The organism is Pseudomonas sp. 29 (genome assembly GCF_002754355.1).
Lineage (GTDB): Bacteria > Pseudomonadota > Gammaproteobacteria > Pseudomonadales > Pseudomonadaceae > Aquipseudomonas > Aquipseudomonas neuropathica.
Map to the genome: position 1 here is coordinate 2686631 of NZ_PEEY01000001.1, position 23430 is coordinate 2710060.

Sequence of the window (23430 nt, forward strand, 5' to 3'; positions counted from 1 at the left end):
AGGATCTGCTCTTGCGAACAGACCCTCCTAACGGCTTACAGCTTGATCCACGTCGCTTTCAGCTCGGTGTACTTGTCGAACGCGTGCAGCGATTTGTCGCGACCGTTACCCGACTGTTTGAAGCCGCCGAATGGTGCGGTCATATCACCACCATCGTACTGGTTAACCCACACGCTGCCGGCCCGCAGTGCCTTGGCGGTCAGATGCGCCTTGGAGATGTCCTGGGTCCATACCGCAGCGGCCAGGCCATACGGCGTGTCGTTGGCGATCTGGATCGCTTCTTCAGCCGTATCGAAAGCGATGACCGACAGCACCGGGCCGAAGATCTCTTCCTGAGCGATCTTCATCGCGTTGCTCACGCCATCGAAGATCGTTGGCTCAACATAAGTGCCGCCGGTTTCCTGAAGAATGCGCTTGCCGCCGGCGACCAGTTTGGCGCCATCGGTGTGACCGGATTCGATGTACGACAGCACAGTATTCATCTGCTGAGTGTCGACCAATGCACCGACGTTGGTGGCCGGATCCAGCGGGTTGCCCGGCTTCCAGGCTTTCAGTGCCTCGATCACCATCGGCAGGAATGTGTCCTTGATCGAACGCTCGACCAGTAGACGCGAACCGGCGGTGCAGACTTCGCCCTGGTTGAAGGCGATGGCGCTGGCAGCGGATTCGGCAGCGGCTTGCAGATCCGGCGCATCGGCAAAGACGATGTTCGGGCTCTTGCCGCCGGCTTCCAGCCAGACGCGTTTCATGTTCGATTCGCCGGAGTAGATCATCAGTTGCTTGGCGATTTTGGTCGAACCGGTGAACACCAGCGTGTCGACATCGTTGTGCAGGGCCAGCGCCTTGCCGACGGTGTGACCGTAGCCCGGCAGCACGTTGAGCACGCCTTTCGGAATACCGGCTTCAACAGCCAGCGCAGCGATACGGATGGCGGTCAGCGGGGATTTTTCCGATGGCTTGAGGATCACCGAGTTACCGGTCGACAGCGCCGGGCCGAGTTTCCAGCAGGCCATCATCAGCGGGAAGTTCCACGGCACGATGGCGCCGACCACGCCTACCGGCTCGCGGGTTACCAGACCCAGCTGGTCGTGCGGCGTAGCGGCGACTTCGTCGTAGATCTTGTCGATCGCTTCACCGCTCCAGCTCAGCGCTTGCGCCGCACCCGGAACGTCGATGTACAGCGAATCGCTGATCGGCTTGCCCATGTCGAGGGTTTCGAGCAGGGCCAGTTCTTCGGCGTGCTGCTTAAGCAGGCCGGCAAAACGAATCATGGTGGCTTTGCGTTTGGTCGGCGCCAGGCGCGACCAGACGCCGGAATTGAAAGTAGCGCGGGCGTTTTCCACGGCGCGCTGGGCGTCGGCGGCGTCACAGCTGGCGATCTTGCCAAGCAGACGGCCATCGACCGGACTGATGCACTCGAAGGTCTCGCCGGAGACGGCGTCGGTGTATTCGCCATTGAGGTAGGCGCGGCCTTCGATTTTCAGGTCGCGGGCGCGTTGTTCCCAGTCGGCACGAGTCAGGGTGGTCATTTCGAGTGTCCTCCGCTTGTTGAATACGAGCGCCGCGCGATCTTCGCCAGCGTCCTCAGGAATTCTGCCCGGCCAGCCGGTTTTTCGGCCAGAGGCACCCGCCACCCTAAACCAGCGGCCGGGGTTGTTTCAATATATTTGACATAAGGTGGTCATACGGCCTTGCGGTGTTGATTTTAATCAACATAGACTTTGGCCCTTTCCAGCCAATCGCGCCGTATTTACGGGGGATAACAACAATGAACATCCAGAACGTCGTCGACATCAGCCTGACCAGCAGCGAAGCCGAACGCTATCGCCCGGACCCGGCGAAAGTACTGAAGGGTGATCCTGAGCAAGCGGTGTTTCATCAATACGACAGCCCGTGTGGGCAGATGGGCGTTGGCGTATGGGAAGGTGCGGTGGGTCAGTGGACGGTGAATTACACCGAGCATGAATACTGCGAGATTTTACAGGGCGTGTCGGTGCTGCGTGACGGCGAGGGCAATGCCAAGACGTTGCGCGTTGGCGACCGGTTTGTGATTCCGGCAGGGTTTCGGGGCACTTGGGAAGTGCTCGAAGCTTGCCGCAAGATCTATGTGATCTTTGAACAGAAGGCTTGAGGATTTTCGCTGGCTGATCCGGCCCTATCGCGAGCAGGCTCACTCCTACAATTGACCGCATTCCATGGTGGGAGCGAGCTTGCTCGCGAAGGCGTCAGGACAGGCGACACAAAAATCGAGACCACAAAAAAGGCCCGTATCGTGAGATACGGGCCTTTTTCGTAAGTCGGGAAAAATCAATTACTTGATTTTGCCTTCCTTGTAGATCACGTGCTTGCGAACAACCGGATCATATTTCTTGATCTCGATTTTGTCCGGGGTAGTACGCTTGTTCTTGTCGGTAGTGTAGAAGTGACCAGTACCGGCGCTCGAGATCAAACGAATCAATTCACGCATGATTAGCTCCCTTAAATCTTGCCATCGCGGCGAAGTTCGGCGAGCACGACAGTGATGCCACGCTTGTCGATGATACGCATGCCTTTGGCAGATACGCGCAGACGCACAAAACGTTTCTCTTCTTCAACCCAGAAGCGGTGATGCTGCAGGTTCGGCAGGAAACGACGACGGGTTTTGTTGTTTGCGTGGGAAATGTTATTCCCAGTCACCGGACCCTTACCGGTAACTTGACATACTCTCGACATGCCTCAGCCCTCTAAAACCACATGCCCAACCCGGCATGGGTTGGCCGCTTAATCTCTCAGTCATTTGGCGCCAGGCGCCGCGTTTCTTTAGAGGTCTTACCGGCTACACCTACAGTGAAGGAACCGGGCCCCTAGAAAAGAGCGCTGCTTTATACCAGAAAGACTTCGGAGCAACAACATTCGGTGTGCAAACAATCCACAAAAAGGCGCTTTTTCAGCCTGCGAACGCCTTGGATAAAGGCTGGCATCGATTTTTACCACTCGTCGCAGAAAATCGTCCCTACGGGCGATTCAGACTTTTTACCGCGCACCGCGGTCTGAAAAACCGCCATCACTGTGCCCCGAAAATGCAAAAAGGGGATAGTCATTTGTAATCCAGACCTCTAGGGTAGGCCTTTTCCAGACTGCACTTGCAGATGGGCCTTCGATCTGTAAAAGGAAACCGACCATGCGCCTCGCTGCCCTACCCCTGTTGCTCGCCCCGCTCCTGCTGAGCCCCCTGGCCCAGGCCGCCGCGCTGAGCGTCTGCACCGAGGCCAGCCCTGAGGGTTTCGACGTGGTGCAGTACAACTCGCTGACCACCACCAACGCCTCGGCCGACGTGCTGATGAACCGTCTGGTTGAATTCGACACCGCCAGCGGCAAAGTCGTGCCGAGCCTGGCCGACAGCTGGGAAGTCAGCACCGATGGCCTGACGTATGTCTTCAAGCTACACCCGCAGGTGAAGTTTCATACGACTGACTACTTCAGGCCGAGCCGTGAGCTGACTGCAGAAGACGTCAAATTCAGCTTCGACCGCATGCTCGACCCGGCCAACCCGTGGCACAAAGTCGCCCAGAGCGGCTTCCCGCATGCGCAATCGATGCAGTTGCCAGCGTTAATCAAGAAGATCGACGCGCTCGATCCGCTGACTGTGCGCTTCACTCTTGATCACCCGGACTCGACCTTCCTGGCGACCCTGAGCATGGGCTTCGCCTCGATCTACTCCGCCGAATACGCCGACAAATTGATGAAGGCCAACGCCACGGACAAGCTCAACAGCCAGCCGATAGGTACCGGCCCGTTTGTGTTCAATCGCTTCCAGAAAGACGCGGCGATTCGCTACAAGGCCAACCCGGATTACTTCGGCGGCAAGCCTTCGGTAGACCCGTTGATCTTCGCCATCACCCCGGACGCCAACGTGCGCCTGCAAAAGCTGCGGCGCAACGAATGCCAGATCGCCCTGTCGCCAAAACCGTTGGACGTACAGGCCGCGCTGAAAGAGCCGACACTGAAAGTAGAAAAGACTGACGCGTTCATGACCGCTTTCGTTGGCATCAACAGCCAGCATCCCCCGCTGGACAAGCCAGAGGTGCGTCAGGCCATCAACCTCGCCTTCGACAAGGCCAACTACATCAAGGCGGTGTTCGAAGACACCGCCGAAGCGGCCAATGGCCCTTACCCACCGAACACCTGGAGTTATGCGAAGAACCTGCCGGGTTACCCGCACGATGTCGCCAAAGCCAAGACATTGCTGGCCAAGGCCGGGTTGAAGGACGGTTTCCAGACCACCATCTGGACGCGTCCTTCCGGCAGCCTGCTGAATCCGAACCCAAGCCTGGGTGCGCAGATGCTGCAGTCGGATCTGGCGGAAATCGGCATTCAGGCGGAAATCCGCGTGATCGAGTGGGGCGAACTGATTCGCCGCGCCAAGGCGGGCGAGCATGACCTGCTGTTCATGGGCTGGGCCGGCGACAACGGCGACCCGGACAACTTCCTCACGCCGCAGTTTTCCTGCGCCGCAGTCAAATCGGGCACCAACTTTGCGCGCTACTGCAATGCCGATCTGGACAAGCTGATCAGCGCCGGCAAGACCACCAGCGAACAAGGCGTCCGGACCAAGTTGTATGAGCAGGCGCAGGCGCAGATTCAACAGCAGGCGTTGTGGCTGCCGCTGGCGCATCCGACCGCTTATGCGCTGACACGTAAGGACGTGCAGGGTTACTCGGTAAGCCCTTTTGGCCGCCAGGACTATTCGAAGGTAAACTTGAAATAACCTGCCCGGCACATCACCTGTAGGAGTGAGCCTGCTCGCGATGGCGTCATTTCAGTCAACCCATTCGGTGACTGGAAAATTGCTATCGCGAGCAGGCTCACTCCTACAGGGGTTTAGCGTTTGTCCCTGAGAACTACATCCAGCCACACTCCGCCATCGACAACGGCTCACCATCACCAACGATGAAGTGATCGAGTACCCGCACGTCAATCAGCTCCAGCGCCTTTTGCAGGCGTTTGGTCAGCAGCCGATCTGCCTGACTGGGGTCAGTGTTCCCCGATGGATGGTTGTGGCACAGGATCAACGCAGCGGCGTTATTGGCCAAACATCGCTTAACAACCTCGCGTGGATGCACGCTGGTGTTGTCGATTGAGCCGCGAAACAGTATCTCGAAATTCAGTACTTGATGTTTGGAGTCGAGAAACAGGCAACCAAACACCTCATGCGGTTCGTGACGAAGCATCGATTTCAGATAATCGCGAACGACCTGAGGGTTTTCCAAGGCTGGTTTCTGCCGTGATTTCTCAGCCAGATGCCGCCTGTTCATTTCCTGAGCAGCTTGCAGTTGCGCAAACTTCGCCGGCCCGAGCCCCAATTGTTTGCTGAATTCGTCCTGATCGGCCTCAAGCAGCAAACGCAGGCTGCCGAATTGAGTCAACAGATTGCGCGCCAGATCCACAGCACTTAGTCCGGGCAATCCGGTGCGCAGAAAAATCGCCAGCAACTCAGCGTCTGAAAGGCTCGCTGCCCCGTGTTCCAACAACCTTTCCCGCGGACGTTCCGCCGCAGGCCAATCGCGAATACTCATAGCACTTCCCTGTCTGTGGGCGCCGCTGTTCCGTAGCGGTCGCTGTGATATCGTAGCCCATCTTTTTTGCGGGCGAATTCACCCTGGGGAGGGGGTTTCGCCACGTATGTCACCCACGAAATGAAAGGCAGACCTATGCAGCGGCTGTATCGGAAACGCATCGTGCTCGGCGTCGGCGGCGGCATCGCGGCCTACAAGAGCGCCGATCTGGTTCGTCGCCTGATCGATCAGGGTGCCGAAGTACGCGTGGTCATGACCCATGGCGGCGCCGAGTTCATCACCCCGCTGACCATGCAAGCGCTGTCCGGCCACCCGGTCCACCTCGACTTGCTCGACCCGGCTGCCGAAGCCGCGATGGGCCACATCGAGCTGGCGAAATGGGCCGATCTGGTACTGATCGCCCCGGCCACTGCCGACCTGATCGCCCGCCTGGCCCAAGGCATCGCCAACGATTTGCTGACCACCCTGGTGCTGGCCACCGACGCCGTTGTGGCAGTCGCGCCGGCAATGAATCAGGCGATGTGGCGTGATCCGGCGACCCAGGCCAACCTGCAACTCCTGGAAAGCCGTGGCCTGAAGACCTTCGGCCCGGCCTCGGGTAGCCAGGCCTGCGGCGACGTCGGCATGGGCCGCATGATGGAGGCCACCGACCTCGCACAATGCGCGGCGGACTGCTTCCAGCGCCAGGCGCTGACCGGCAAACACGTCGTCATCACCGCCGGCCCGACTCAGGAAAACATCGACCCGGTTCGCTACATCACCAACCACAGCTCCGGCAAAATGGGCTTCGCACTCGCTGAAGCCGCAGTTGAGGCCGGCGCCCGCGTCACGCTGATCAGCGGCCCGGTGCACCTCCCGACGCCGGATCGCGTCACGCGCATCGACGTGGTCAGCGCCCGCGACATGCTCGCGGCCTGTGAGTCGGCGATCCCGTGCGACGTGTTCATCGCCTCGGCGGCCGTTGCGGACTACCGCCCGGAAGTCGTCGCCCCGCAAAAACTCAAGAAAGATCCTACGAGCGGTGACGGCTTCGTCCTGCAAATGGTGCGTAACCCGGACATCCTGGCCACCATCGCGACCCGTCCAGACCGTCCGTTCAGTGTCGGCTTCGCCGCCGAGACCGAACACCTGCTCGACTACGCTGCACGCAAGCTGAAGGACAAGAATCTCGATTTGATCGTCGCCAACGACGTCGCCAACCCGAGCATCGGTTTCAACAGCGAAGAAAACGCCTGCAGCGTGATTGACCGTGCGCTGCACGCCACGGTTTTCGCCCAGACCAGCAAGAGCAAGATCGCTCGCCAACTGGTCACCTTTATCGCCGAACGTCTGAACCAGGTTTAATTTACATGCACGCTTTGCAAGCCAAGATCCTCGACCCACGCATCGGTACCGATTTCCCGCTGCCGCAATACGCCACCCCGGGTTCCGCCGGCCTCGACCTGCGCGCCATGCTGGATCAGGACATCGTGATCAAGCCGGGTGAAACCGTGCTGATCCCCACCGGTCTGTCGGTTTACATCGGCGACCCGAACCTCGCCGCGCTGATCCTGCCGCGCTCGGGCATGGGCCATAAGCACGGCATCGTGCTGGGCAACCTCGTCGGTTTGATCGACTCCGATTACCAGGGCCCGTTGATGGTGTCCTGCTGGAACCGTGGCCAGACCGATTTCACCATGACCGTCGGCGAACGTCTGGCGCAACTGGTGCTGGTACCGGTGGTACAGGCGCATTTCGAAATGGTTGAAGAGTTCGTCGAAACCGAACGCGGCACCGGCGGATTTGGCCACACCGGCACCAAGTAACCGGAGTCATCTTCTGTAAGAGCTGCCGCAGGCTGCGATCTTTTGATTTTTAAGATCAAGATCAATAGATCGCAGCCTGCGGCAGCTCCTACAGGGGGAAGTTTCAGCAGATCAGCTGAAAGGTTTAACACCGAAAATCAAGGTTTTGCCGGCCGAAAGCCACGCCCGCCGAGGCGTCATGGCCCTTTCATACCACGAACTCTCCGTGGAAAACGCCGTCATACCCTTCAGTTTGAGCCTGCCGTCGAACGATTCGTCGGTCTGTCCCGCCACTTTCGAGATGGAGCATTTCCGTAGATGAGCACCCCAGCCAAGATCGCCCCGAAGCTGCCCGACAGCATTTTCCGCGCCTATGACATTCGCGGCACCGTGCCGGAATTCCTCAATGCCGAAACCGCTTACTGGATCGGCCGCGCCATCGGTTCGCAGAGCCTGGCCCAAGGTGAACCGAACGTTTCCGTCGGTCGCGACGGCCGCCTGTCCGGCCCGGAGCTGGTTGCAGAACTGATTCGCGGCATCGCCGAAAGCGGCTGCCACGTCAGCGATGTCGGCCTGGTGCCAACGCCCGCGCTGTACTACGCCGCCAACGTCCTGGCCGGCAAATCCGGGGTGATGCTCACCGGCAGCCACAACCCGTCGAACTACAACGGTTTCAAGATCGTCATCGCCGGCGACACCCTCGCCAACGAACAGATCCAGGCCCTGCACGAGCGCCTCAAGAGCAACAACTTGAGCAGCGGCACCGGCAGTGTCACTCAGGTCGAGATCCTCGACCGCTACAACACCGAAATCATCCAGGACATCAAACTGGCACGGCGCATGAAGGTCGTGGTCGACTGCGGCAACGGCGCGGCCGGTGTGATCGCCCCACAACTGATCGAAGCGCTGAATTGCGAAGTCATCCCGCTGTTCTGCGAGGTCGATGGCAACTTCCCCAACCACCACCCGGATCCGGGCAAGCCTGAGAACCTCGTCGACCTGATCGCCAAGGTCAAGGAAACCAACGCCGATATCGGCCTGGCTTTCGACGGCGACGGCGACCGCGTCGGCGTGGTGACCAACACCGGCAGCATCGTTTATCCCGACCGCCTGCTGATGCTGTTCGCCCGTGACGTGGTCGCGCGCAACCCGGACGCGGAAATCATCTTCGACGTCAAATGCACCCGTCGCCTGGTGCCGCTGATCAAGGAATACGGTGGTCGTCCGCTAATGTGGAAGACCGGTCATTCGTTGATCAAAAAGAAAATGAAACAATCCGGTGCGCTATTGGCCGGGGAAATGAGCGGGCACATCTTCTTCAAGGAGCGCTGGTTCGGTTTTGACGACGGCATCTACAGCGCCGCACGGCTGCTGGAGATCCTCAGCAAGGAAAAATCCACCGCGGAAGAGCTGTTTGCGACGTTCCCGAACGATATTTCTACGCCGGAAATCAATATCCATGTGACCGAAGAGAGCAAATTCAGCATCATTGATGCACTGCACGACGCACAGTGGGGCGCAGGCGCTGACCTGACCACCATCGACGGCGTGCGAGTCGATTACGCCAAAGGCTGGGGCCTGGTGCGCGCGTCCAACACCACACCGGTGCTGGTGCTGCGCTTCGAGGCCGATGACGAGGCTGAATTGCAACGCATCAAGGATGTGTTCCACGCCCAACTGAAACGCGTTGCACCTGATCTCCAACTACCGTTCTGATCCACCCGGAGCCCTGAATGACCCTCGAACGCGAAGCCGCCGCCCATACCGCCCAGGTCCTGTCCGAAGCGTTGCCTTACATCCGACGTTATGTCGGCAAGACCCTGGTGATCAAATACGGCGGCAACGCGATGGAAAGCGAGGAGCTGAAAACCGGCTTTGCGCGCGACATCGTCTTGATGAAAGCCGTGGGCATCAACCCGGTCGTGGTTCACGGTGGCGGCCCGCAGATCGGCGATCTGCTCAAGCGTCTGTCGATCGAAAGCCACTTCGTCGATGGCATGCGCGTCACCGACGCCGCGACCATGGATGTGGTGGAAATGGTCCTTGGCGGCCAGGTCAACAAAAGCATCGTCAACCTGATCAACCGTCACGGCGGCAGCGCCATCGGCCTGACCGGTAAAGACGCCGGGCTGATTCGTGCGAAGAAGCTCACCGTCACCCGTCAGACGCCGGAGATGACTCAACCGGAAATCATCGACATCGGTCAGGTCGGCGAAGTGGTCGGGATCAATACCGAACTGCTGAACCTGCTGGTCAAAGGCAACTTCATCCCGGTGATCGCGCCGATCGGCGTGGGTGAGAACGGCGAGTCGTACAACATCAACGCGGATCTGGTGGCCGGTAAAGTCGCCGAGGCACTGAAAGCCGAGAAGCTGATGTTGCTGACCAATATTGCCGGCCTGATGGACAAGTCGGGCACCGTGTTGACCGGCCTGAGCACGCAGCAGGTCGACGACCTGATCGCCGACGGCACTATCTACGGCGGTATGCTGCCGAAGATTCGTTGCGCACTGGAAGCGGTTCAGGGCGGCGTGGGCAGCTCGCTGATCATCGACGGTCGCGTGCCGAACGCGATCCTGCTGGAAATCTTCACCGACACCGGTGTGGGCACGCTGATCAGCAATCGCAAGCGCCCATAAGCGCTGACGTAAACCAAAAGACCCCGCTCAGCCTGGCTGAGCGGGGTCTTTTTTTGCACCACATTCCCTGTGAGAGCGAGCCTGCTCGCGAAAGCGGTCTCTGCATCACATCAATGTTAAATGTGAAGCCCTCTTCGCGAGCAGGCTCGCTCCCACAGTGCTCTGCGGTTAAACGCCGAACTGGGCGCGATAGGCTTCCACGGCGGGCAGGTGTTGCTTGAGCTGCGGATCATCGGCAAGGAATTCCAGCACCTGATTCAGCGAAACAATGCTGATCACCGGGATACCGAAATCACGCTCGACTTCTTGAATGGCCGACAATTCACCGTTGCCACGTTCCTGACGGTTCAGCGCAATCAGCACGCCCGCAGCCTTGGCACCGTCCTGGGAAGCGATGATCTGCATCACTTCGCGGATTGCTGTACCGGCCGTGATTACGTCATCAATGATCAGCACATCGCCAGTCAGTGGCGCGCCGACCAGACTACCGCCCTCGCCGTGGGCCTTGGCTTCCTTGCGGTTGAAGCACCACGGCAGATCACGGTCGTGGTGCTCGGCCAGTGCCACAGCGGTGGTTGCCGCCAACGGGATGCCTTTGTAGGCCGGGCCGAACAGAACGTCGAAGGGAATGCCGCTCTCAGCGATGGCTGCCGCGTAGAAACGCCCCAGCTGCGCCAGGGCCGAACCCGAGTTGAACAGGCCGGCATTGAAGAAGTAAGGACTGGTGCGCCCGGACTTCAGGGTGAACTCACCGAAGCGCAAAACGCCGCGATCGATGGCAAAACGAATGAAATCGCGCTGATACGCTTGCATGAAAAAAACCCCAAATACCACGGATTTAGCTAATTAGCTTGACGCCGTGTATCATACACGCACGCGATTTTTGGGGCCATTTATGCGGATCATCAGTGTGAACGTCAATGGTATTCAGGCTGCAGTCGAGCGTGGTTTGCTCAGTTGGCTGCAAGCACAGAATGCCGACGTCATCTGCCTGCAGGACACCCGTGCCTCCGCCTTTGAACTGGATGACCCAGCCTTCCAACTGGATGGCTACTTCCTTTATGCCTGCGATGCTGAAGTCCCTGCCCAAGGCGGCGTGGCTTTGTATTCGCGGTTGCAACCGAAGGCTGTCATCAGCGGTCTCGGTTTCGAGACGGCCGACCGCTACGGGCGCTACCTGCAAGCAGATTTCGACAAAGTCAGTATTGCCACCTTGCTGCTTCCTTCGGGGATGAACGGCGATGAGGACTTGAACCAGAAGTTCAAGCTCATGGACGACTTCGGCAAGTACCTGGACAAACAGCGGCGCAAACGTCGCGAGTACATTTATTGTGGCTCGCTGTACGTGGCGCAGCAGAAGCTCGACATCAAGAACTGGCGCGACAGCCAGCAATCCCCGGGCTTCCTGGCGCCAGAACGCGCCTGGATGGACGAGATTGTCGGCAACATGGGCTATGTCGATGCCCTGCGCGAAGTCAGCCGCGAAGGCGACCAGTACAGCTGGTGGCCGGACAACGAACAGGCCGAGATGCTCAATCTGGGCTGGCGTTTTGACTACCAGATCCTGACCCCGGGCCTGCGGCGCTTCGTGCGCAGTGCTCGCCTGCCGCGTCAGCCACGGTTCTCGCAGCACGCACCGCTGATCGTCGACTACGACTGGACGCTGACCATCTAAGCGCCTTTTCGAAGTAAAAAAATGCCCGTATCGCAGGATACGGGCATTTTTTGTGCGTCAGTGCCAAGCCGATTCGGACTCAGACAGCAGCGAAGAACGGTAAGGCCAGGTAGAGCTTGATCACGACGACATTAATGATATCGATGAAAAACGCTCCGACCATCGGCACCACCAGAAAGGCAATCTGCGACGGCCCATAACGCTGCGTCACTGCCTGCATATTGGCGATCGCCGTCGGCGTCGCACCCAATCCGAAACCGCAGTGCCCTGCCGCCAGCACGGCCGCGTCGTAGTTGCGCCCCATCATCCGGAATGTCACGAAAATCGCGAACAACGCCATGACCAGCGCCTGCACTGCCAGGATGATGAAAATGGGCAGCGCCAATGCTGCCAGATCCCACAGTTTGAGCGACATCAGGGCAATCGCCAGAAACAGCGACAAGCTGACATTGCCCAGCACCGACACCTCACGCTCGAACACCTGATACAGACCCAACGCCGAAAGCCCGTTGCGCAAGACCACGCCAACAAACAGAACACAAACGAACGTCGGCAACTCGAATGCGGTGCCCTGCAGCAGGCCGTTCAACAGATTGCCCGCCAGCAAACTGACCGCGATCAGGGCGAGTGTTTCTATAAACGAAAACGGGGTAATCGAGCGTTCTTTGTTTGGTTGCTCGAAGCCTTTCGGCAACCGCAGCGGCGCATCCGGACTCTGACAACCGGGCACATGCACTCGCTTGATGAGCAAGCGCGCGACTGGTCCGCCGATCAAACCACCCAGCACCAGGCCAAACGTCGCGGAAGCCATCGCCAGCTCCGACGCAGATGCCAGACCGTATTTCTCACTGAATACCGTACCCCACGCAGCCCCAGTGCCGTGACCGCCCGCCAAGGTGATCGATCCGGTCAGCAGTCCCATCAATGGATCGAGCCCGAGCATTGTTGCCAGCCCGATCCCCATCGCATTCTGCACTACCAACAATCCGGTGACTGCCAATAGAAATATCCCGACAACGCGCCCCCCTTTCTTCAAGCTGGCAAAGTCTGCACTTAGACCAATGGTGGCAAAAAAGGCCAGCATCAAAGGTGTCTGCAGCGAAGTATCGAAACGAATTTCAATATTGAGCGTTCGCAGCAGCAACAAGATCAAGGCAACTACCAAGCCCCCCGCGACAGGTTCGGGAATGTTGTAACTGCGCATGAAACCAACACGCATAACGAGCCCGCGCCCTAGCAGAAGTACTAAGGAGGCGGCGACAAGTGTTCCGTAAAAATCAAGCTGAATCATTGGGATTATTCTTGGCTAGATATTCAGAGGCGAGCTGTTTACCTGCACGCGCCTCATGAACCGGCTGATTGTCTCAACACTGATTACTCGGAAATTCAATAGCCTTCGATGGCTTGAATATATCTTAATATTTCAGGAGAAATATTATCCGAGCAACTTTAACAATCGTCGCCTTTGATTCCAAGGCCATGAATCCTAACTAAGCCGATGCAGTTGTGACTAAAAGTGTATATACAGAAAGAGTATCGACCGATCATCGCGATCAGATCATTCCTACCCATAATAACGATTAATTTTGTTGCATTAATAAAATGCCCTGACAGGTCAGGGCATTTGTTTTAAAACTTTTCGAGCGCCTTATTTGATCAGCCGCCAGGTAAACGGATATCGGTAAGGAAAACCTTCATTGGCCTTCACACCGGCGATGATGGTCAATACCAGCGCACCAATGGCCAGTATCCCCAACAGGAAGAACCCGATGATCAGCACCATCAGCAGGAAACAGATCAACGAGGCGATGGCGACGGTGATCTGAAAATTCAGCGCCTCCTTGCCTTGAGCGTCGATGAACGGGTCCGTTTCGCGCTTCATCTGCCAGAGGATCAACGGCCCGATCAGATTGCCGAACGGGATCCAGATCCCCAGCAAGGCGGACAAGTGACAAAACATCGCCCACTGGCGAACCTCCTGGCTCGGTTTGGGCAGCAACTCTTGTTCGTCACTCATCGCGTCCTCCTTGCGGTTATGAACCTGCTCAGTCGGCCAGTGCAGCCTTTTGCAGTTCGAAGATTTCGTTCATGCCTTGCTTGGCCAGTTCCAGCATGGCGTTCAAGTCTTCAGGCTGGAACGGCGCGCCTTCAGCCGTACCCTGCACCTCGATGAAACCACCGGTGCTGGTCATCACCACGTTGAGGTCAGTCTCGGCGGCGGAATCTTCAAGATAGTCCAGATCCAGCACGGCCTCGCCCTGATACATGCCAACCGACACGGCACCGATCATCTGCTTGAGCGGATCGCCACCCTTCAGGCCGCCACGCTTCTTGATTACTTTCAGTGCATCAACCAGTGCAACCATGGCGCCGGTGATCGAAGCCGTGCGAGTACCACCGTCGGCCTGAATCACGTCGCAGTCGACGTACAGGGTCACATCGCCCAGCTTGGACATGTCCAGCGCAGCGCGCAGGGAACGGCCGATCAGGCGCTGGATTTCCAGGGTGCGACCACCCTGCTTGCCACGGCTCGCTTCACGCTGGTTACGCTCGCCAGTGGCGCGCGGCAGCATGCCGTATTCGGCGGTCAACCAACCCTGGCCCTGGCCTTTGAGGAAGCGCGGCACGCCGTTTTCGACGCTGACGGTGCAGATGACTTTGGTATCACCGAATTCGACCAGTACGGATCCCTCGGCGTGTTTGGTGTAGTTGCGGGTAATGCGGATCGAGCGGAGCTGATCGGCAGCGCGACCACTTGGACGTTTCATAGGGAATACCTGTACTGGGGACGGAAAACTGCCGAGCATTATAGAGCGCTGCACCGCGCGTGGGCACTCGTTAAAAATCCAGCCCGACGATCGAAGGCCCTGAAACACCCGTTACCGACGGGATGCAGCCCTTTGTCACACCGTGTGTTTGGGCGCATTCGCCGCACTGCGCTACAATCCTGCGCCTTTGCTGCCAGTCGGCTTAAATTCATACATATCGCGCCTGCGGAACACAGGTTTCGCGCCGATCTGCATTTGCGAGGTCACCGCCATGGTGCACAGCATGACCGCCTTCGCCCGCGTCGAAAAAGCCGGCGCACAGGGCACCCTGAGCTGGGAACTGCGCTCGGTGAACAGCCGCTATCTGGAACCGCACCTGCGCCTGCCGGAGTCGTTTCGCGACCTCGAAGGCGCGGTGCGTGAAGCGCTGCGTCAGGGCCTGTCGCGGGGCAAACTGGAATGCACCCTGCGTTTCACCGAAGAAAGCACCGGCAAAACCCTGCAAGTCGATCGCGAGCGCGCCGCGCAGCTGGTCGCAGCGGCTGAGACCGTGGCTGGCCTGATCAAGAACCCTGCCGCACTCAACCCGCTGGAAGTGCTGGCCTGGCCCGGCGTACTGGTGGGCGATGCGAGCGACCCGCAGGCGCTGAATGCCGACGCACTGGCGCTGTTCAATCAAGGCCTGAAAGAGTTGAAGGCCGGCCGCGAGCGCGAAGGCGCGGAGCTGGCACGCCTGATCAACGAGCGCCTGACCTCCATTGAAGAAGACGTGGTGACCCTGCGCGAACTGGTGCCGCAGATGCTCGCGACCCAGCGTCAGAAAGTCCTCGATCGCTTCGCCGACATGAAGGCCGAGCTGGATCCGCAGCGTCTCGAACAGGAAATGGTCATCCTCGCGCAAAAGAGCGACGTGGCCGAAGAACTGGATCGCCTGAGCACCCACATCATCGAAGTACGCCGGGTGCTCAAGTCCGGCGGTGCCGCCGGTCGGCGCCTGGACTTCCTGATGCAGGAACTCAACCGCGAAGCCAACACACTGGGCTCCAAGGCCTTCGACCCGCGCAGCACCCAAGCCGCCGTCAACCTCAAGGTGTTGATCGAGCAGATGCGCGAACAAGTGCAGAATATTGAGTAAGGCTACCCCGACATGACCCACAGCACCGGCACCCTGTACATCATTTCCGCGCCATCGGGCGCGGGCAAGAGCAGCCTGGTCAAGGCCTTGACCGACGCCATACCGGAAATTCGCGTTTCGGTTTCCCACACCACCCGCGCCATGCGCCCGGGTGAAGTGGACGGCGTGAACTATCACTTCGTGACCCGCGAAGAGTTCGTGAAGATGGGCGAGCATGGCGACTTCCTCGAACGCGCCGAAGTCTTCGGCAACTTCTACGGCACCTCGCAAAGCCGCCTGCAGCAGACGCTGGACGAAGGTCACGACCTGATTCTGGAAATCGACTGGCAAGGCGCCGAGCAAGTGCGCAAGCTGATGCCGCAAGCACGCTCGATCTTTATCCTGCCGCCGTCGCTTCAGGCCCTGCACCAACGCCTGACCAATCGCGGTCAGGACAGCGACGAGATCATTGACGGGCGGATGCGCGAAGCGGTCAGCGAGATGAGTCACTATGTCGAATACGACTACCTGATCATCAACGACGATTTTGCTCACGCACTGGACGATCTGAAGGCGATTTTCCGCGCCAATCAACTCCAGCAGAAACGCCAGCAAGTACGTTTCGGCAAATTGCTGGCCGAATTGCTCGGATAATCAGCACTTCCCAAAACAGCTGCAAGCGCTTTACATTGGTGCTTGCAGCGCGTTGAAGGGCTTGGTCAAAAAATCAGCGCTTCCCTAATCGCTGGTGATTTTTTAAACTGTTGAGTCCGCTCGCCCAACCGGGCAGCGCGCATATTGCATTCGCTCCGAGGAATACCATGGCCCGCGTAACCGTTGAAGACTGCCTAGAACACGTGGAAAACCGCTTTGAGCTGGTCATGCTCTCTACCAAGCGTGCCCGTCAACTGGCCACCGGCGGCAAAGAGCCATTGGTCCAGTGGGAAAACGACAAGCCGACTGTTGTCGCACTGCGTGAAATCGCTGAAGGCCTGATGAGCTACGAGTTCATCGCCGAGCAGGAAATCGTCCAGGATGAGCCGCTGTTTGCAGCGTTCGAGGACGAGTCCAACGAGGCCGTCTAAGCCTATGCCTGGTCGACGTAGCACGGCGCGGGATCACAGCTTACGGCAGGAATCATCATGCCGAGCATAGACGCCCTCGCCGATCGCTTATCGACCTACCTCGGCAACGACCAGGTCAACCTGGTCCGCCGAGCGTATTTCTACGCCGAACAAGCCCATGACGGTCAACGCCGTCGCAGCGGCGAGGCGTACGTCACGCATCCTCTTGCCGTGGCCAATATTCTTGCCGACATGCACATGGACCATCAGAGCCTGATGGCGGCGATGCTGCATGACGTGATCGAAGACACCGGTATCGCCAAAGAAGCGCTGCAAGCGCAGTTCGGTGAAACCGTGGCCGAACTGGTCGACGGGGTCAGCAAACTGACCCAGATGAATTTCGAGACCAAGGCCGAAGCCCAAGCCGAAAACTTCCAGAAAATGGCCATGGCCATGGCGCGCGACATTCGCGTGATCCTGGTCAAACTCGCCGACCGCCTGCACAACATGCGCACGCTGGAAGTGCTGTCCGGCGAAAAGCGCCGACGCATCGCCAAGGAAACCCTGGAAATCTACGCGCCCATCGCCAACCGGCTGGGCATGCATGCCATTCGTATCGAATTTGAAGACCTTGGCTTCAAGGCCATGCACCCGATGCGTTCCGCGCGGATCTACCAAGCGGTCAAACGCGCCCGGGGCAACCGCAAGGAAATCGTCAACAAAATCGAAGAATCCCTTGGCCATTGCCTCGCCATCGACGGCATCCAGGGCGAAGTCAGCGGTCGGCAGAAACACCTCTACGGCATCTACAAGAAAATGCGCGGCAAGCGTCGGGCCTTTAACGAGATCATGGACGTCTATGCGTTCCGGATCATCGTCGACAAGGTCGATACCTGCTACCGCGTGCTGGGTGCTGTGCATAATTTGTACAAACCGTTGCCAGGGCGCTTCAAGGATTACATCGCGATTCCCAAGGCCAACGGCTATCAGTCGCTGCACACCACGCTGTTTGGCATGCACGGCGTACCGATCGAAATCCAGATCCGCACCCGCGAAATGGAAGAGATGGCCAACAACGGCATCGCCGCCCATTGGCTGTACAAGTCCAGCGGTGACGAGCAGCCAAAAGGCACTCACGCCCGCGCCCGTCAGTGGGTCAAAGGCGTGCTGGAGATGCAGCAACGTGCCGGCAACTCGCTGGAATTCATCGAGAGTGTGAAGATCGACCTGTTCCCGGACGAGGTCTACGTGTTCACGCCCAAAGGCCGGATCATGGAGCTGCCGAAAGGCTCCACGGCAGTCGACTTTGCCTACGCGGTGCACACCGATGTCGGCAACAGCTGCATAGCCTGCCGGATCAACCGCCGTCTCGCACCGCTGTCCGAACCACTGCAAAGCGGCTCCACAGTCGAGATCGTCAGCGCCCCGGGCGCACGGCCAAACCCGGCGTGGCTCAATTTCGTCGTCACCGGCAAGGCACGCACGCACATCCGCCATGCGCTGAAACTGCAACGTCGCTCCGAGTCCATCAGCCTCGGCGAACGCCTGCTGAACAAGGTGCTCAACGGTTTCGACAGTTCGCTGGAGAAGATCCCGGCCGAACGCGTCAAGGCGATGCTCACCGAGTACCGCCTCGAACTGATCGAAGACCTGCTCGAAGACATCGGCCTCGGCAACCGCATGGCCTATGTGGTCGCCCGCCGCCTGCTCGGCGAAGGCGAACAGTTGCCAAGCCCGGAAGGTCCGCTGGCGATTCGCGGCACCGAAGGTCTGGTGCTCAGCTACGCCAAATGCTGCACGCCGATCCCGGGCGACCCGATTGTCGGGCACCTGTCCGCGGGCAAAGGCATGGTCGTGCACCTGGACAACTGCCGCAACATCAGTGAAATCAGGCACAACCCGGAAAAATGCATCCAGCTCTCGTGGGCCAAGGATGTCACCGGCGAATTCAACGTCGAACTGCGCGTCGAGCTGGAACACCAGCGCGGCCTGATTGCCCTGCTGGCCAGCAGCGTCAACGCAGCCGACGGCAATATCGAGAAAATCAGCATGGACGAACGCGATGGTCGCATCAGCGTGGTCCAGTTGGTGGTCAGCGTTCACGACCGTGTGCACCTGGCCCGCGTGATCAAGAAGCTGCGCGCCTTGACCGGGGTGATCCGCATCACCCGCATGCGTGCATAACTCAACCATTACAAGGAGTCATATATGACCAAAACCGTAATCACCAGCGACAAGGCCCCGGCCGCCATCGGTACTTACTCCCAGGCGATCAAGGCAGGCAACACCGTTTACATGTCGGGCCAGATTCCTCTGGACCCAAAAACCATGGAACTGGTTGAAGGCTTCGAAGCCCAGACCGTCCAGGTATTCGAGAACCTCAAAGCCGTGGCTGAAGCCGCTGGCGGTTCGTTCAAGGACATCGTCAAACTGAACATCTTCCTCACCGACCTGAGCCACTTCGCCAAGGTCAACGAGATCATGGGCAAGTACTTCGACCAGCCATACCCGGCTCGCGCCGCCATCGGCGTGGCTGCCCTGCCAAAGGGTTCGCAGGTTGAAATGGATGCCATTCTGGTCATCGAGTGATGCGCACGGCGCGGCCTTCAAACGCCGCGCCGACTGCTGCAAGAAAAGGTTTTGAAAGGATTCCACCATGCGCAAAGCGCTAGCTCTCCCGCTGCTCGCCATTTTCCTCGGCGGCTGCGCCAGCAACCCTGCCGACCGTGACATCAGCGGCACCTGGATCAACCAGGTGGCGATCGATGCCGCAGCCAAGGGCGGCCCCCTGCGCGAAGCGCTTCAGGCTTACGGCCCGAACCTTGAGTGGGACGTCAACACCAAGGCCGGTCAGGCCCGCTACACCAACGGTTTTGAGAACGTCGAAGGGCGGCTGCTGGGCGAGAAATCCGGCGCCTGGAAAGTCGACTTCTATGGCAGCTCCGCCAGCGAGCTGAAACGCGACGGCGGGCAACTGCAGCAAGCCGCCAGCGAGAACGAACCCGAGCAACTTTTCGACCGCGCACAGATCCCGGTGCCGGAAGGCGCACCAATCGGCGCCAGCTTCGAACGTGCGCTGTATTCCGCCTACATGGGCGGCAGCTGGACAATCGCCAGTGGTCAGGGCGAAGGCAGCACCGTGCAGTTCCAGGCTGACGGCCAGGTTTCCGGTTTGCCGGGCGCCGACCGTTATGCCTTGTGCCTGGCAGGTGATTGCGCTTCGATGAGCAGTACCAACGACAACATGTGGTTGCAGCTCAACGGTCAGGGCAATGCCTACATCTTTGCGCGCAAGGGCAAGGAGCTGGAGATTTTCCAGGCGGTGAACACCGCGCTGGCGGATGAAATGCCGCAATACACGCCGGGCGAGCGTAAGTGGTTGCTGGAGAAGCAGTAACCCGGACCTCAATTCGCAGAAATCACCTGTAGGAGTGAGCCTGCTCGCGTTAGCGGTGTAACAGTCAGCATAAGTGTTGAATGTTAGACCGCTATCGCGAGCAGGCTCACTCCTACAGTTGTTTTGGGGTGTCAGGAAGTCAGCACTTACCTTCGAGGATCGCGGCATAGCCCTCGCGGTAACTTGGGTACGCTGGCGTCCAGCCCAACGCTTTCGCCCGGGCATTGCTGCATCGCTTGCTGCCCGTGCGCCGAACGCTGGCGTCTTCCGCCCATTCGGTAACGCCCAGATACTCACGCAACCAGCCCACCACTTCGGCCAACGGTGCCGGTGCATCGTCCACGCCGATGTAGAAATCCTCCAGCTTCACGCCCTGCCGATCCTTCTCCAGCAGAAACGCCAGCAATCCCGCCGCGTCGTCAGCGTGAATCCGGTTGCCATACAGCGGCGGCTCCACCGCGACGCGATAACCGCGACGCACCTGAGTCAGCAGCCATTCGCGACCCGGGCCGTAAATCCCGGTCAGGCGCAGGATGCTCGCAGGGATTCCACTGTTTAGAGCCACCTGCTCTGCTTCGAGCATCAGTCGCCCGGAATAACCCGCAGCGACCGTCGCGGATGCCTCGTCAACCCACTCGCCATCCTGCTGACCGTAGACACTGCTGCTGGATACGAACAGCAGCCGCTCAGGCACTTGCCCGTAATCGTCCAGCCAGCTCAGGACATTCTGCAAACCCTGAACATAAGCCGCGCGATAACCGGCCTCATCGTGATCAGTCGCTGCAGCGCAATACACCAGATAGTCCACGGCACCCACCGGCCAGGTCGCCGGGCAGTCCTCACTGAACAAGTCGCCGGCAACGCCAATCACCCCGTCGGGCAGCTTCGAAACATCCCGGCGCAAGCCATGAACTTCCCAACCAGCCGCCAGCAATTGCCTGGCCAGACGACTGCCGACATCACCACAACCGGCAATCAAAACAGAAGGCGCGGACATCAAAAAACTCCTATCGGAAAGACACAGACTAGCGCTGGCAAAGGACGGGCGGCTAGCAATGAAGGAAAAAAAGATACTCTATTACTTTTGTTAACAAGAATTACTTGCAATAATGCACCTCACTTTTGTTCTCGGCCTCACGAGGCCTGGAAGAGCATCAACGTTTTTCTATCTCAGGTCCGGCCAGCATGACACGCAATCAAATCCCCGCTTCGCCAACCAATCGACCTCGCGCCTGGAGCGCGCTGGCGGCTCTGCTGCTCAGCATGATGCTGGCACCGACCGCCGCGTTCGCCGACGCACAAGCGCCAGCAGCCCCGGCCGCGACCGAACAGCACGCACCGGCCGCCAACGCGCCTGCCGCTGCTCCCGCTGCCACTGATCCAGTGCAAGCGGTAGACGCTGCCGATGTACCTGAAGTTCTCGAAGCGGACAACAGCCTGGGCATGGCCCACGACCTGTCGCCTTGGGGCATGTACCAGAACGCCGACATCATCGTGAAAATCGTGATGATCGGTCTGGCCATCGCTTCCATCATCACCTGGACCATCTGGATCGCCAAAGGCTTCGAGCTGATGGGCGCCAAGCGTCGCCTGCGTGGCGAGATCGCCGCCCTGAAGAAAGCCACCACCCTTAAAGAAGCCAGCGCCACGGCCGGCAAGGAAGGCACCCTCGCTAACCTGCTGGTGCACGACGCGCTCGAGGAGATGCGCCTGTCGGTCAACAGCCGCGAGAAAGAAGGCATCAAGGAACGCGTGAGCTTCCGTCTCGAGCGTCTGGTAGCGGCCTGCGGTCGCAACATGAGCAGCGGCACCGGCGTCCTCGCCACCATCGGTTCCACCGCACCGTTCGTGGGCCTGTTCGGCACCGTGTGGGGGATCATGAACTCTTTCATCGGCATCGCCAAAACCCAGACCACCAATCTTGCCGTCGTGGCGCCAGGCATTGCCGAAGCGCTGCTGGCCACTGCACTGGGTCTGGTTGCGGCGATTCCAGCAGTGGTGATCTACAACGTCTTCGCCCGTTCCATCGCCGGTTACAAGGCGCAGGTCTCCGACGCGTCGGCAGAAGTTCTGCTGCTGGTCAGCCGCGACCTCGATCACCAGCCTGAGCGCAGCTCGCAACCGCACATGGTGAAAGTGGGGTAATCGGCCATGGGCCTGCATTTGAAAGAAGGCGCAGACGACGATCTGGCCGAGAACCACGAAATCAACGTCACGCCGTTCATCGACGTGATGCTGGTGCTGTTGATCATCTTCATGGTGGCCGCTCCGTTGGCCACCGTGGACATCAAAGTCGACCTGCCGGCCTCGACGGCCAAACCGGCGCCGCGGCCAGAGAAACCGGTGTTCCTCAGCGTCAAAGCTGACCAGCGCCTGTACATCGGCGACGACGAAGTGAAAGCCGAAACCCTTGGCGCCGTGCTCGACGCCAAGACTCAGGGCAAGAAAGACACCACTATCTTCTTCCAGGCTGATAAAGGCGTGGATTACGGCGACCTGATGAGCGTGATGGACAAGCTGCGCTCCGCCGGTTACCTGAAGGTCGGCCTGGTCGGACTTGAGACGGCAGCCAAGAAATGATCACGACGCGCCATAAGCTGACGCGTTACAGCGGTAGCCTGGCCGTGGTGCTGGGCGTGCATGCGCTGGCCATCGCGCTGGCACTGAACTGGACCGCCCGCCCGCCCATCGAATTGCCCCCACAGGCAATGATGGTCGAGCTGGCCCCGGTTCCAGCCCCGCCACCGCCTGCTCCGCCGAAAGTCGTCACACCGCCGCAGCCACCGGCTCCGGTTGAAGAGTTGCCGATTCCGAAGTTGGCCGAAGCACCGAAAGCTGAAATCGCGGTGCAGAAGCCCAAGCCGAAGCCAAAGCCTAAACCGCCGAAGCCGGTCGAGAAGAAGCTGCCTGATCCACCGAAGGAAAAACCTTCCGAGGAGAAACCGGCCGATACACCACCGACCCCGGCACCGACGGAGAAATCCGCTGCACCGGCGCCCGGCCCGTCGCCGGCACAGTTGGCAGCCAAGGCCAGTTGGCAAGGCACTCTGCTTGCGCATTTGGCCAAGTACAAGAAGTACCCGCAAAGTGCACAGGCACGGGGCAAGGAAGGCTTGAACCGCCTGCGTTTTGTAGTCGATGCCGAAGGCAACGTGTTGTCGTTTGAACTGGTGGGCCGCTCAGGCAACGCCGATCTGGACCGGGCCACCCTGGAAATGATCCGCCGCGCACAACCGCTGCCCAAGCCACCGGCCGACATGTTGACCAACGGCTCGATCGAAATTGTTGCGCCGTTTGTTTACTCCCTCGAACGCCGCCGCTAAGCAACACCGCAATACCCTGTGGGAGCGAGCCTGCTCGCGAAGAGGTCGTGTCAGTCAGCACATGCTTGTCTGACCCACCGCTTTCGCGAGCAGGCTCGCTCCCACATGGGT

At 59.3% G+C, this 23430-nt stretch carries 24 protein-coding genes and 1 pseudogene; 16 read left to right on the plus strand and 9 right to left on the minus strand.

The genetic code is table 11. From position 1 onward, the window contains the following. Window positions 1–35: 35 nt before the first annotated feature. Entirely contained in the window at window positions 36–1529 is a 1494-nt protein-coding gene (locus CLU80_RS12590; protein WP_099757512.1) for an aldehyde dehydrogenase, read from the minus strand. 239 nt (window positions 1530–1768) lie between these two features. Here CLU80_RS12590 and CLU80_RS12595 point away from each other — a divergent pair, with 239 nt between their 5' ends. Continuing rightward, window positions 1769–2131: a cupin domain-containing protein gene (locus CLU80_RS12595; protein WP_093429667.1), complete on the plus strand. Its 363-nt coding sequence runs from the start codon at window positions 1769–1771 to the stop codon at window positions 2129–2131. Window positions 2132–2311: 180 nt separating this feature from the next. On the opposite strand, the gene rpmG is transcribed toward CLU80_RS12595, so the two are convergent. Continuing rightward, window positions 2312–2467 (minus strand): 50S ribosomal protein L33, encoded by a 156-nt coding sequence (gene rpmG / locus CLU80_RS12600; protein ID WP_003177274.1) that lies wholly within the window; start codon window positions 2465–2467, stop codon window positions 2312–2314. 11 nt (window positions 2468–2478) lie between these two features. Then, window positions 2479–2712, minus strand: a complete 234-nt coding sequence (gene rpmB, locus CLU80_RS12605; RefSeq protein ID WP_007920377.1) for a 50S ribosomal protein L28 — start codon at window positions 2710–2712, stop codon at window positions 2479–2481. A gap of 448 nt (window positions 2713–3160) precedes the next feature. On the opposite strand from rpmB, the gene CLU80_RS12610 reads away from it, so the two are divergent. Further along, window positions 3161–4747 (plus strand): ABC transporter substrate-binding protein, encoded by a 1587-nt coding sequence (locus tag CLU80_RS12610; protein WP_099757513.1) that lies wholly within the window; start codon window positions 3161–3163, stop codon window positions 4745–4747. Between the two features lie 133 nt (window positions 4748–4880). On the opposite strand, the gene radC is transcribed toward CLU80_RS12610, so the two are convergent. After that, entirely contained in the window at window positions 4881–5555 is a 675-nt protein-coding gene (gene radC / locus CLU80_RS12620; RefSeq protein WP_093429665.1) for a RadC family protein, read from the minus strand. Window positions 5556–5690: 135 nt separating this feature from the next. Here radC and coaBC point away from each other — a divergent pair, with 135 nt between their 5' ends. The 4 genes and pseudogenes from coaBC (at window position 5691) to argB (ending at window position 9978) form a co-directional block, all read left to right on the plus strand. After that, window positions 5691–6899 (plus strand): bifunctional phosphopantothenoylcysteine decarboxylase/phosphopantothenate--cysteine ligase CoaBC, encoded by a 1209-nt coding sequence (gene coaBC / locus CLU80_RS12625; protein WP_007920365.1) that lies wholly within the window; start codon window positions 5691–5693, stop codon window positions 6897–6899. Between the two features lie 5 nt (window positions 6900–6904). Beyond that, complete coding sequence (gene dut / locus CLU80_RS12630) at window positions 6905–7360, plus strand: dUTP diphosphatase (RefSeq protein ID WP_038359240.1); 456 nt, start codon at window positions 6905–6907, stop codon at window positions 7358–7360. Window positions 7361–7678: 318 nt separating this feature from the next. Next, window positions 7679–9055, plus strand: a pseudogene (locus tag CLU80_RS12635) (phosphomannomutase/phosphoglucomutase); the annotation flags it as partial. 17 nt (window positions 9056–9072) lie between these two features. After that, window positions 9073–9978, plus strand: a complete 906-nt coding sequence (gene argB / locus CLU80_RS12640) for an acetylglutamate kinase (protein ID WP_003229488.1) — start codon at window positions 9073–9075, stop codon at window positions 9976–9978. A gap of 168 nt (window positions 9979–10146) precedes the next feature. Here argB and pyrE read toward each other — a convergent pair whose 3' ends face one another. After that, a complete protein-coding gene (gene pyrE, locus CLU80_RS12645; RefSeq protein WP_008078597.1) occupies window positions 10147–10791 on the minus strand; it encodes an orotate phosphoribosyltransferase in 645 nt (214 codons plus the stop codon). Window positions 10792–10873: 82 nt separating this feature from the next. On the opposite strand from pyrE, the gene crc reads away from it, so the two are divergent. Next, window positions 10874–11653, plus strand: a complete 780-nt coding sequence (gene crc, locus CLU80_RS12650; protein ID WP_007920349.1) for a catabolite repression control protein Crc — start codon at window positions 10874–10876, stop codon at window positions 11651–11653. 79 nt (window positions 11654–11732) lie between these two features. Here crc and gltS read toward each other — a convergent pair whose 3' ends face one another. The 3 genes from gltS to rph form a co-directional block, all read right to left on the minus strand. Next, window positions 11733–12944, minus strand: coding sequence for a sodium/glutamate symporter (gltS, locus tag CLU80_RS12655; RefSeq protein ID WP_099757515.1), 1212 nt, complete (start codon window positions 12942–12944; stop codon window positions 11733–11735). A gap of 357 nt (window positions 12945–13301) precedes the next feature. Then, the gene (locus CLU80_RS12660) at window positions 13302–13670 is read right to left on the minus strand and encodes a DUF4870 domain-containing protein (RefSeq protein ID WP_007920344.1); all 369 of its coding nucleotides are present in this window, start codon (window positions 13668–13670) and stop codon (window positions 13302–13304) included. Between the two features lie 28 nt (window positions 13671–13698). Then, window positions 13699–14421 carry a ribonuclease PH gene (gene rph / locus CLU80_RS12665; RefSeq protein ID WP_016985814.1) on the minus strand — a complete coding sequence of 241 codons (723 nt, stop codon included), beginning with the start codon at window positions 14419–14421 and terminating at the stop codon, window positions 13699–13701. A 271-nt stretch (window positions 14422–14692) separates the two neighbouring features. On the opposite strand from rph, the gene CLU80_RS12670 reads away from it, so the two are divergent. The 6 genes from CLU80_RS12670 to CLU80_RS12695 all read left to right on the plus strand — a co-directional run bounded on the left by CLU80_RS12670 (window position 14693) and on the right by CLU80_RS12695 (window position 19996). Continuing rightward, the gene (locus CLU80_RS12670) at window positions 14693–15556 is read left to right on the plus strand and encodes a YicC/YloC family endoribonuclease (protein WP_093429970.1); all 864 of its coding nucleotides are present in this window, start codon (window positions 14693–14695) and stop codon (window positions 15554–15556) included. A 12-nt stretch (window positions 15557–15568) separates the two neighbouring features. Continuing rightward, window positions 15569–16189: a guanylate kinase gene (gene gmk, locus CLU80_RS12675; RefSeq protein WP_008078609.1), complete on the plus strand. Its 621-nt coding sequence runs from the start codon at window positions 15569–15571 to the stop codon at window positions 16187–16189. Window positions 16190–16356: 167 nt separating this feature from the next. Next, window positions 16357–16620, plus strand: a complete 264-nt coding sequence (gene rpoZ / locus CLU80_RS12680; RefSeq protein WP_008030604.1) for a DNA-directed RNA polymerase subunit omega — start codon at window positions 16357–16359, stop codon at window positions 16618–16620. Window positions 16621–16677: 57 nt separating this feature from the next. Next, window positions 16678–18783, plus strand: a complete 2106-nt coding sequence (gene spoT / locus CLU80_RS12685) for a bifunctional GTP diphosphokinase/guanosine-3',5'-bis pyrophosphate 3'-pyrophosphohydrolase (protein WP_007920338.1) — start codon at window positions 16678–16680, stop codon at window positions 18781–18783. 24 nt (window positions 18784–18807) lie between these two features. Further along, complete coding sequence (gene ridA, locus CLU80_RS12690) at window positions 18808–19188, plus strand: deaminase RidA (protein WP_003229509.1); 381 nt, start codon at window positions 18808–18810, stop codon at window positions 19186–19188. A 67-nt stretch (window positions 19189–19255) separates the two neighbouring features. Next, on the plus strand, window positions 19256–19996 hold the full coding sequence (locus CLU80_RS12695) for a putative periplasmic lipoprotein (RefSeq protein WP_099757516.1): 741 nt from the start codon (window positions 19256–19258) through the stop codon (window positions 19994–19996). Window positions 19997–20135: 139 nt separating this feature from the next. Here CLU80_RS12695 and CLU80_RS12700 read toward each other — a convergent pair whose 3' ends face one another. Continuing rightward, on the minus strand, window positions 20136–20993 hold the full coding sequence (locus tag CLU80_RS12700) for an SDR family oxidoreductase (protein WP_099757517.1): 858 nt from the start codon (window positions 20991–20993) through the stop codon (window positions 20136–20138). 188 nt (window positions 20994–21181) lie between these two features. On the opposite strand from CLU80_RS12700, the gene exbB reads away from it, so the two are divergent. Genes exbB through CLU80_RS12715 form a run of 3 tightly spaced genes read left to right on the plus strand, consistent with a single transcriptional unit; the run spans window position 21182 to window position 23319 of the window. Beyond that, the gene (gene exbB / locus CLU80_RS12705) at window positions 21182–22141 is read left to right on the plus strand and encodes a tonB-system energizer ExbB (protein ID WP_099757518.1); all 960 of its coding nucleotides are present in this window, start codon (window positions 21182–21184) and stop codon (window positions 22139–22141) included. Between the two features lie 6 nt (window positions 22142–22147). Beyond that, complete coding sequence (exbD, locus tag CLU80_RS12710; protein WP_007920333.1) at window positions 22148–22576, plus strand: TonB system transport protein ExbD; 429 nt, start codon at window positions 22148–22150, stop codon at window positions 22574–22576. Then, entirely contained in the window at window positions 22573–23319 is a 747-nt protein-coding gene (locus CLU80_RS12715; protein ID WP_093429658.1) for an energy transducer TonB family protein, read from the plus strand. The genes exbD and CLU80_RS12715 overlap by 4 nt, the downstream gene beginning before the upstream one ends. The last annotated feature ends 111 nt before the right edge of the window (window positions 23320–23430 follow it).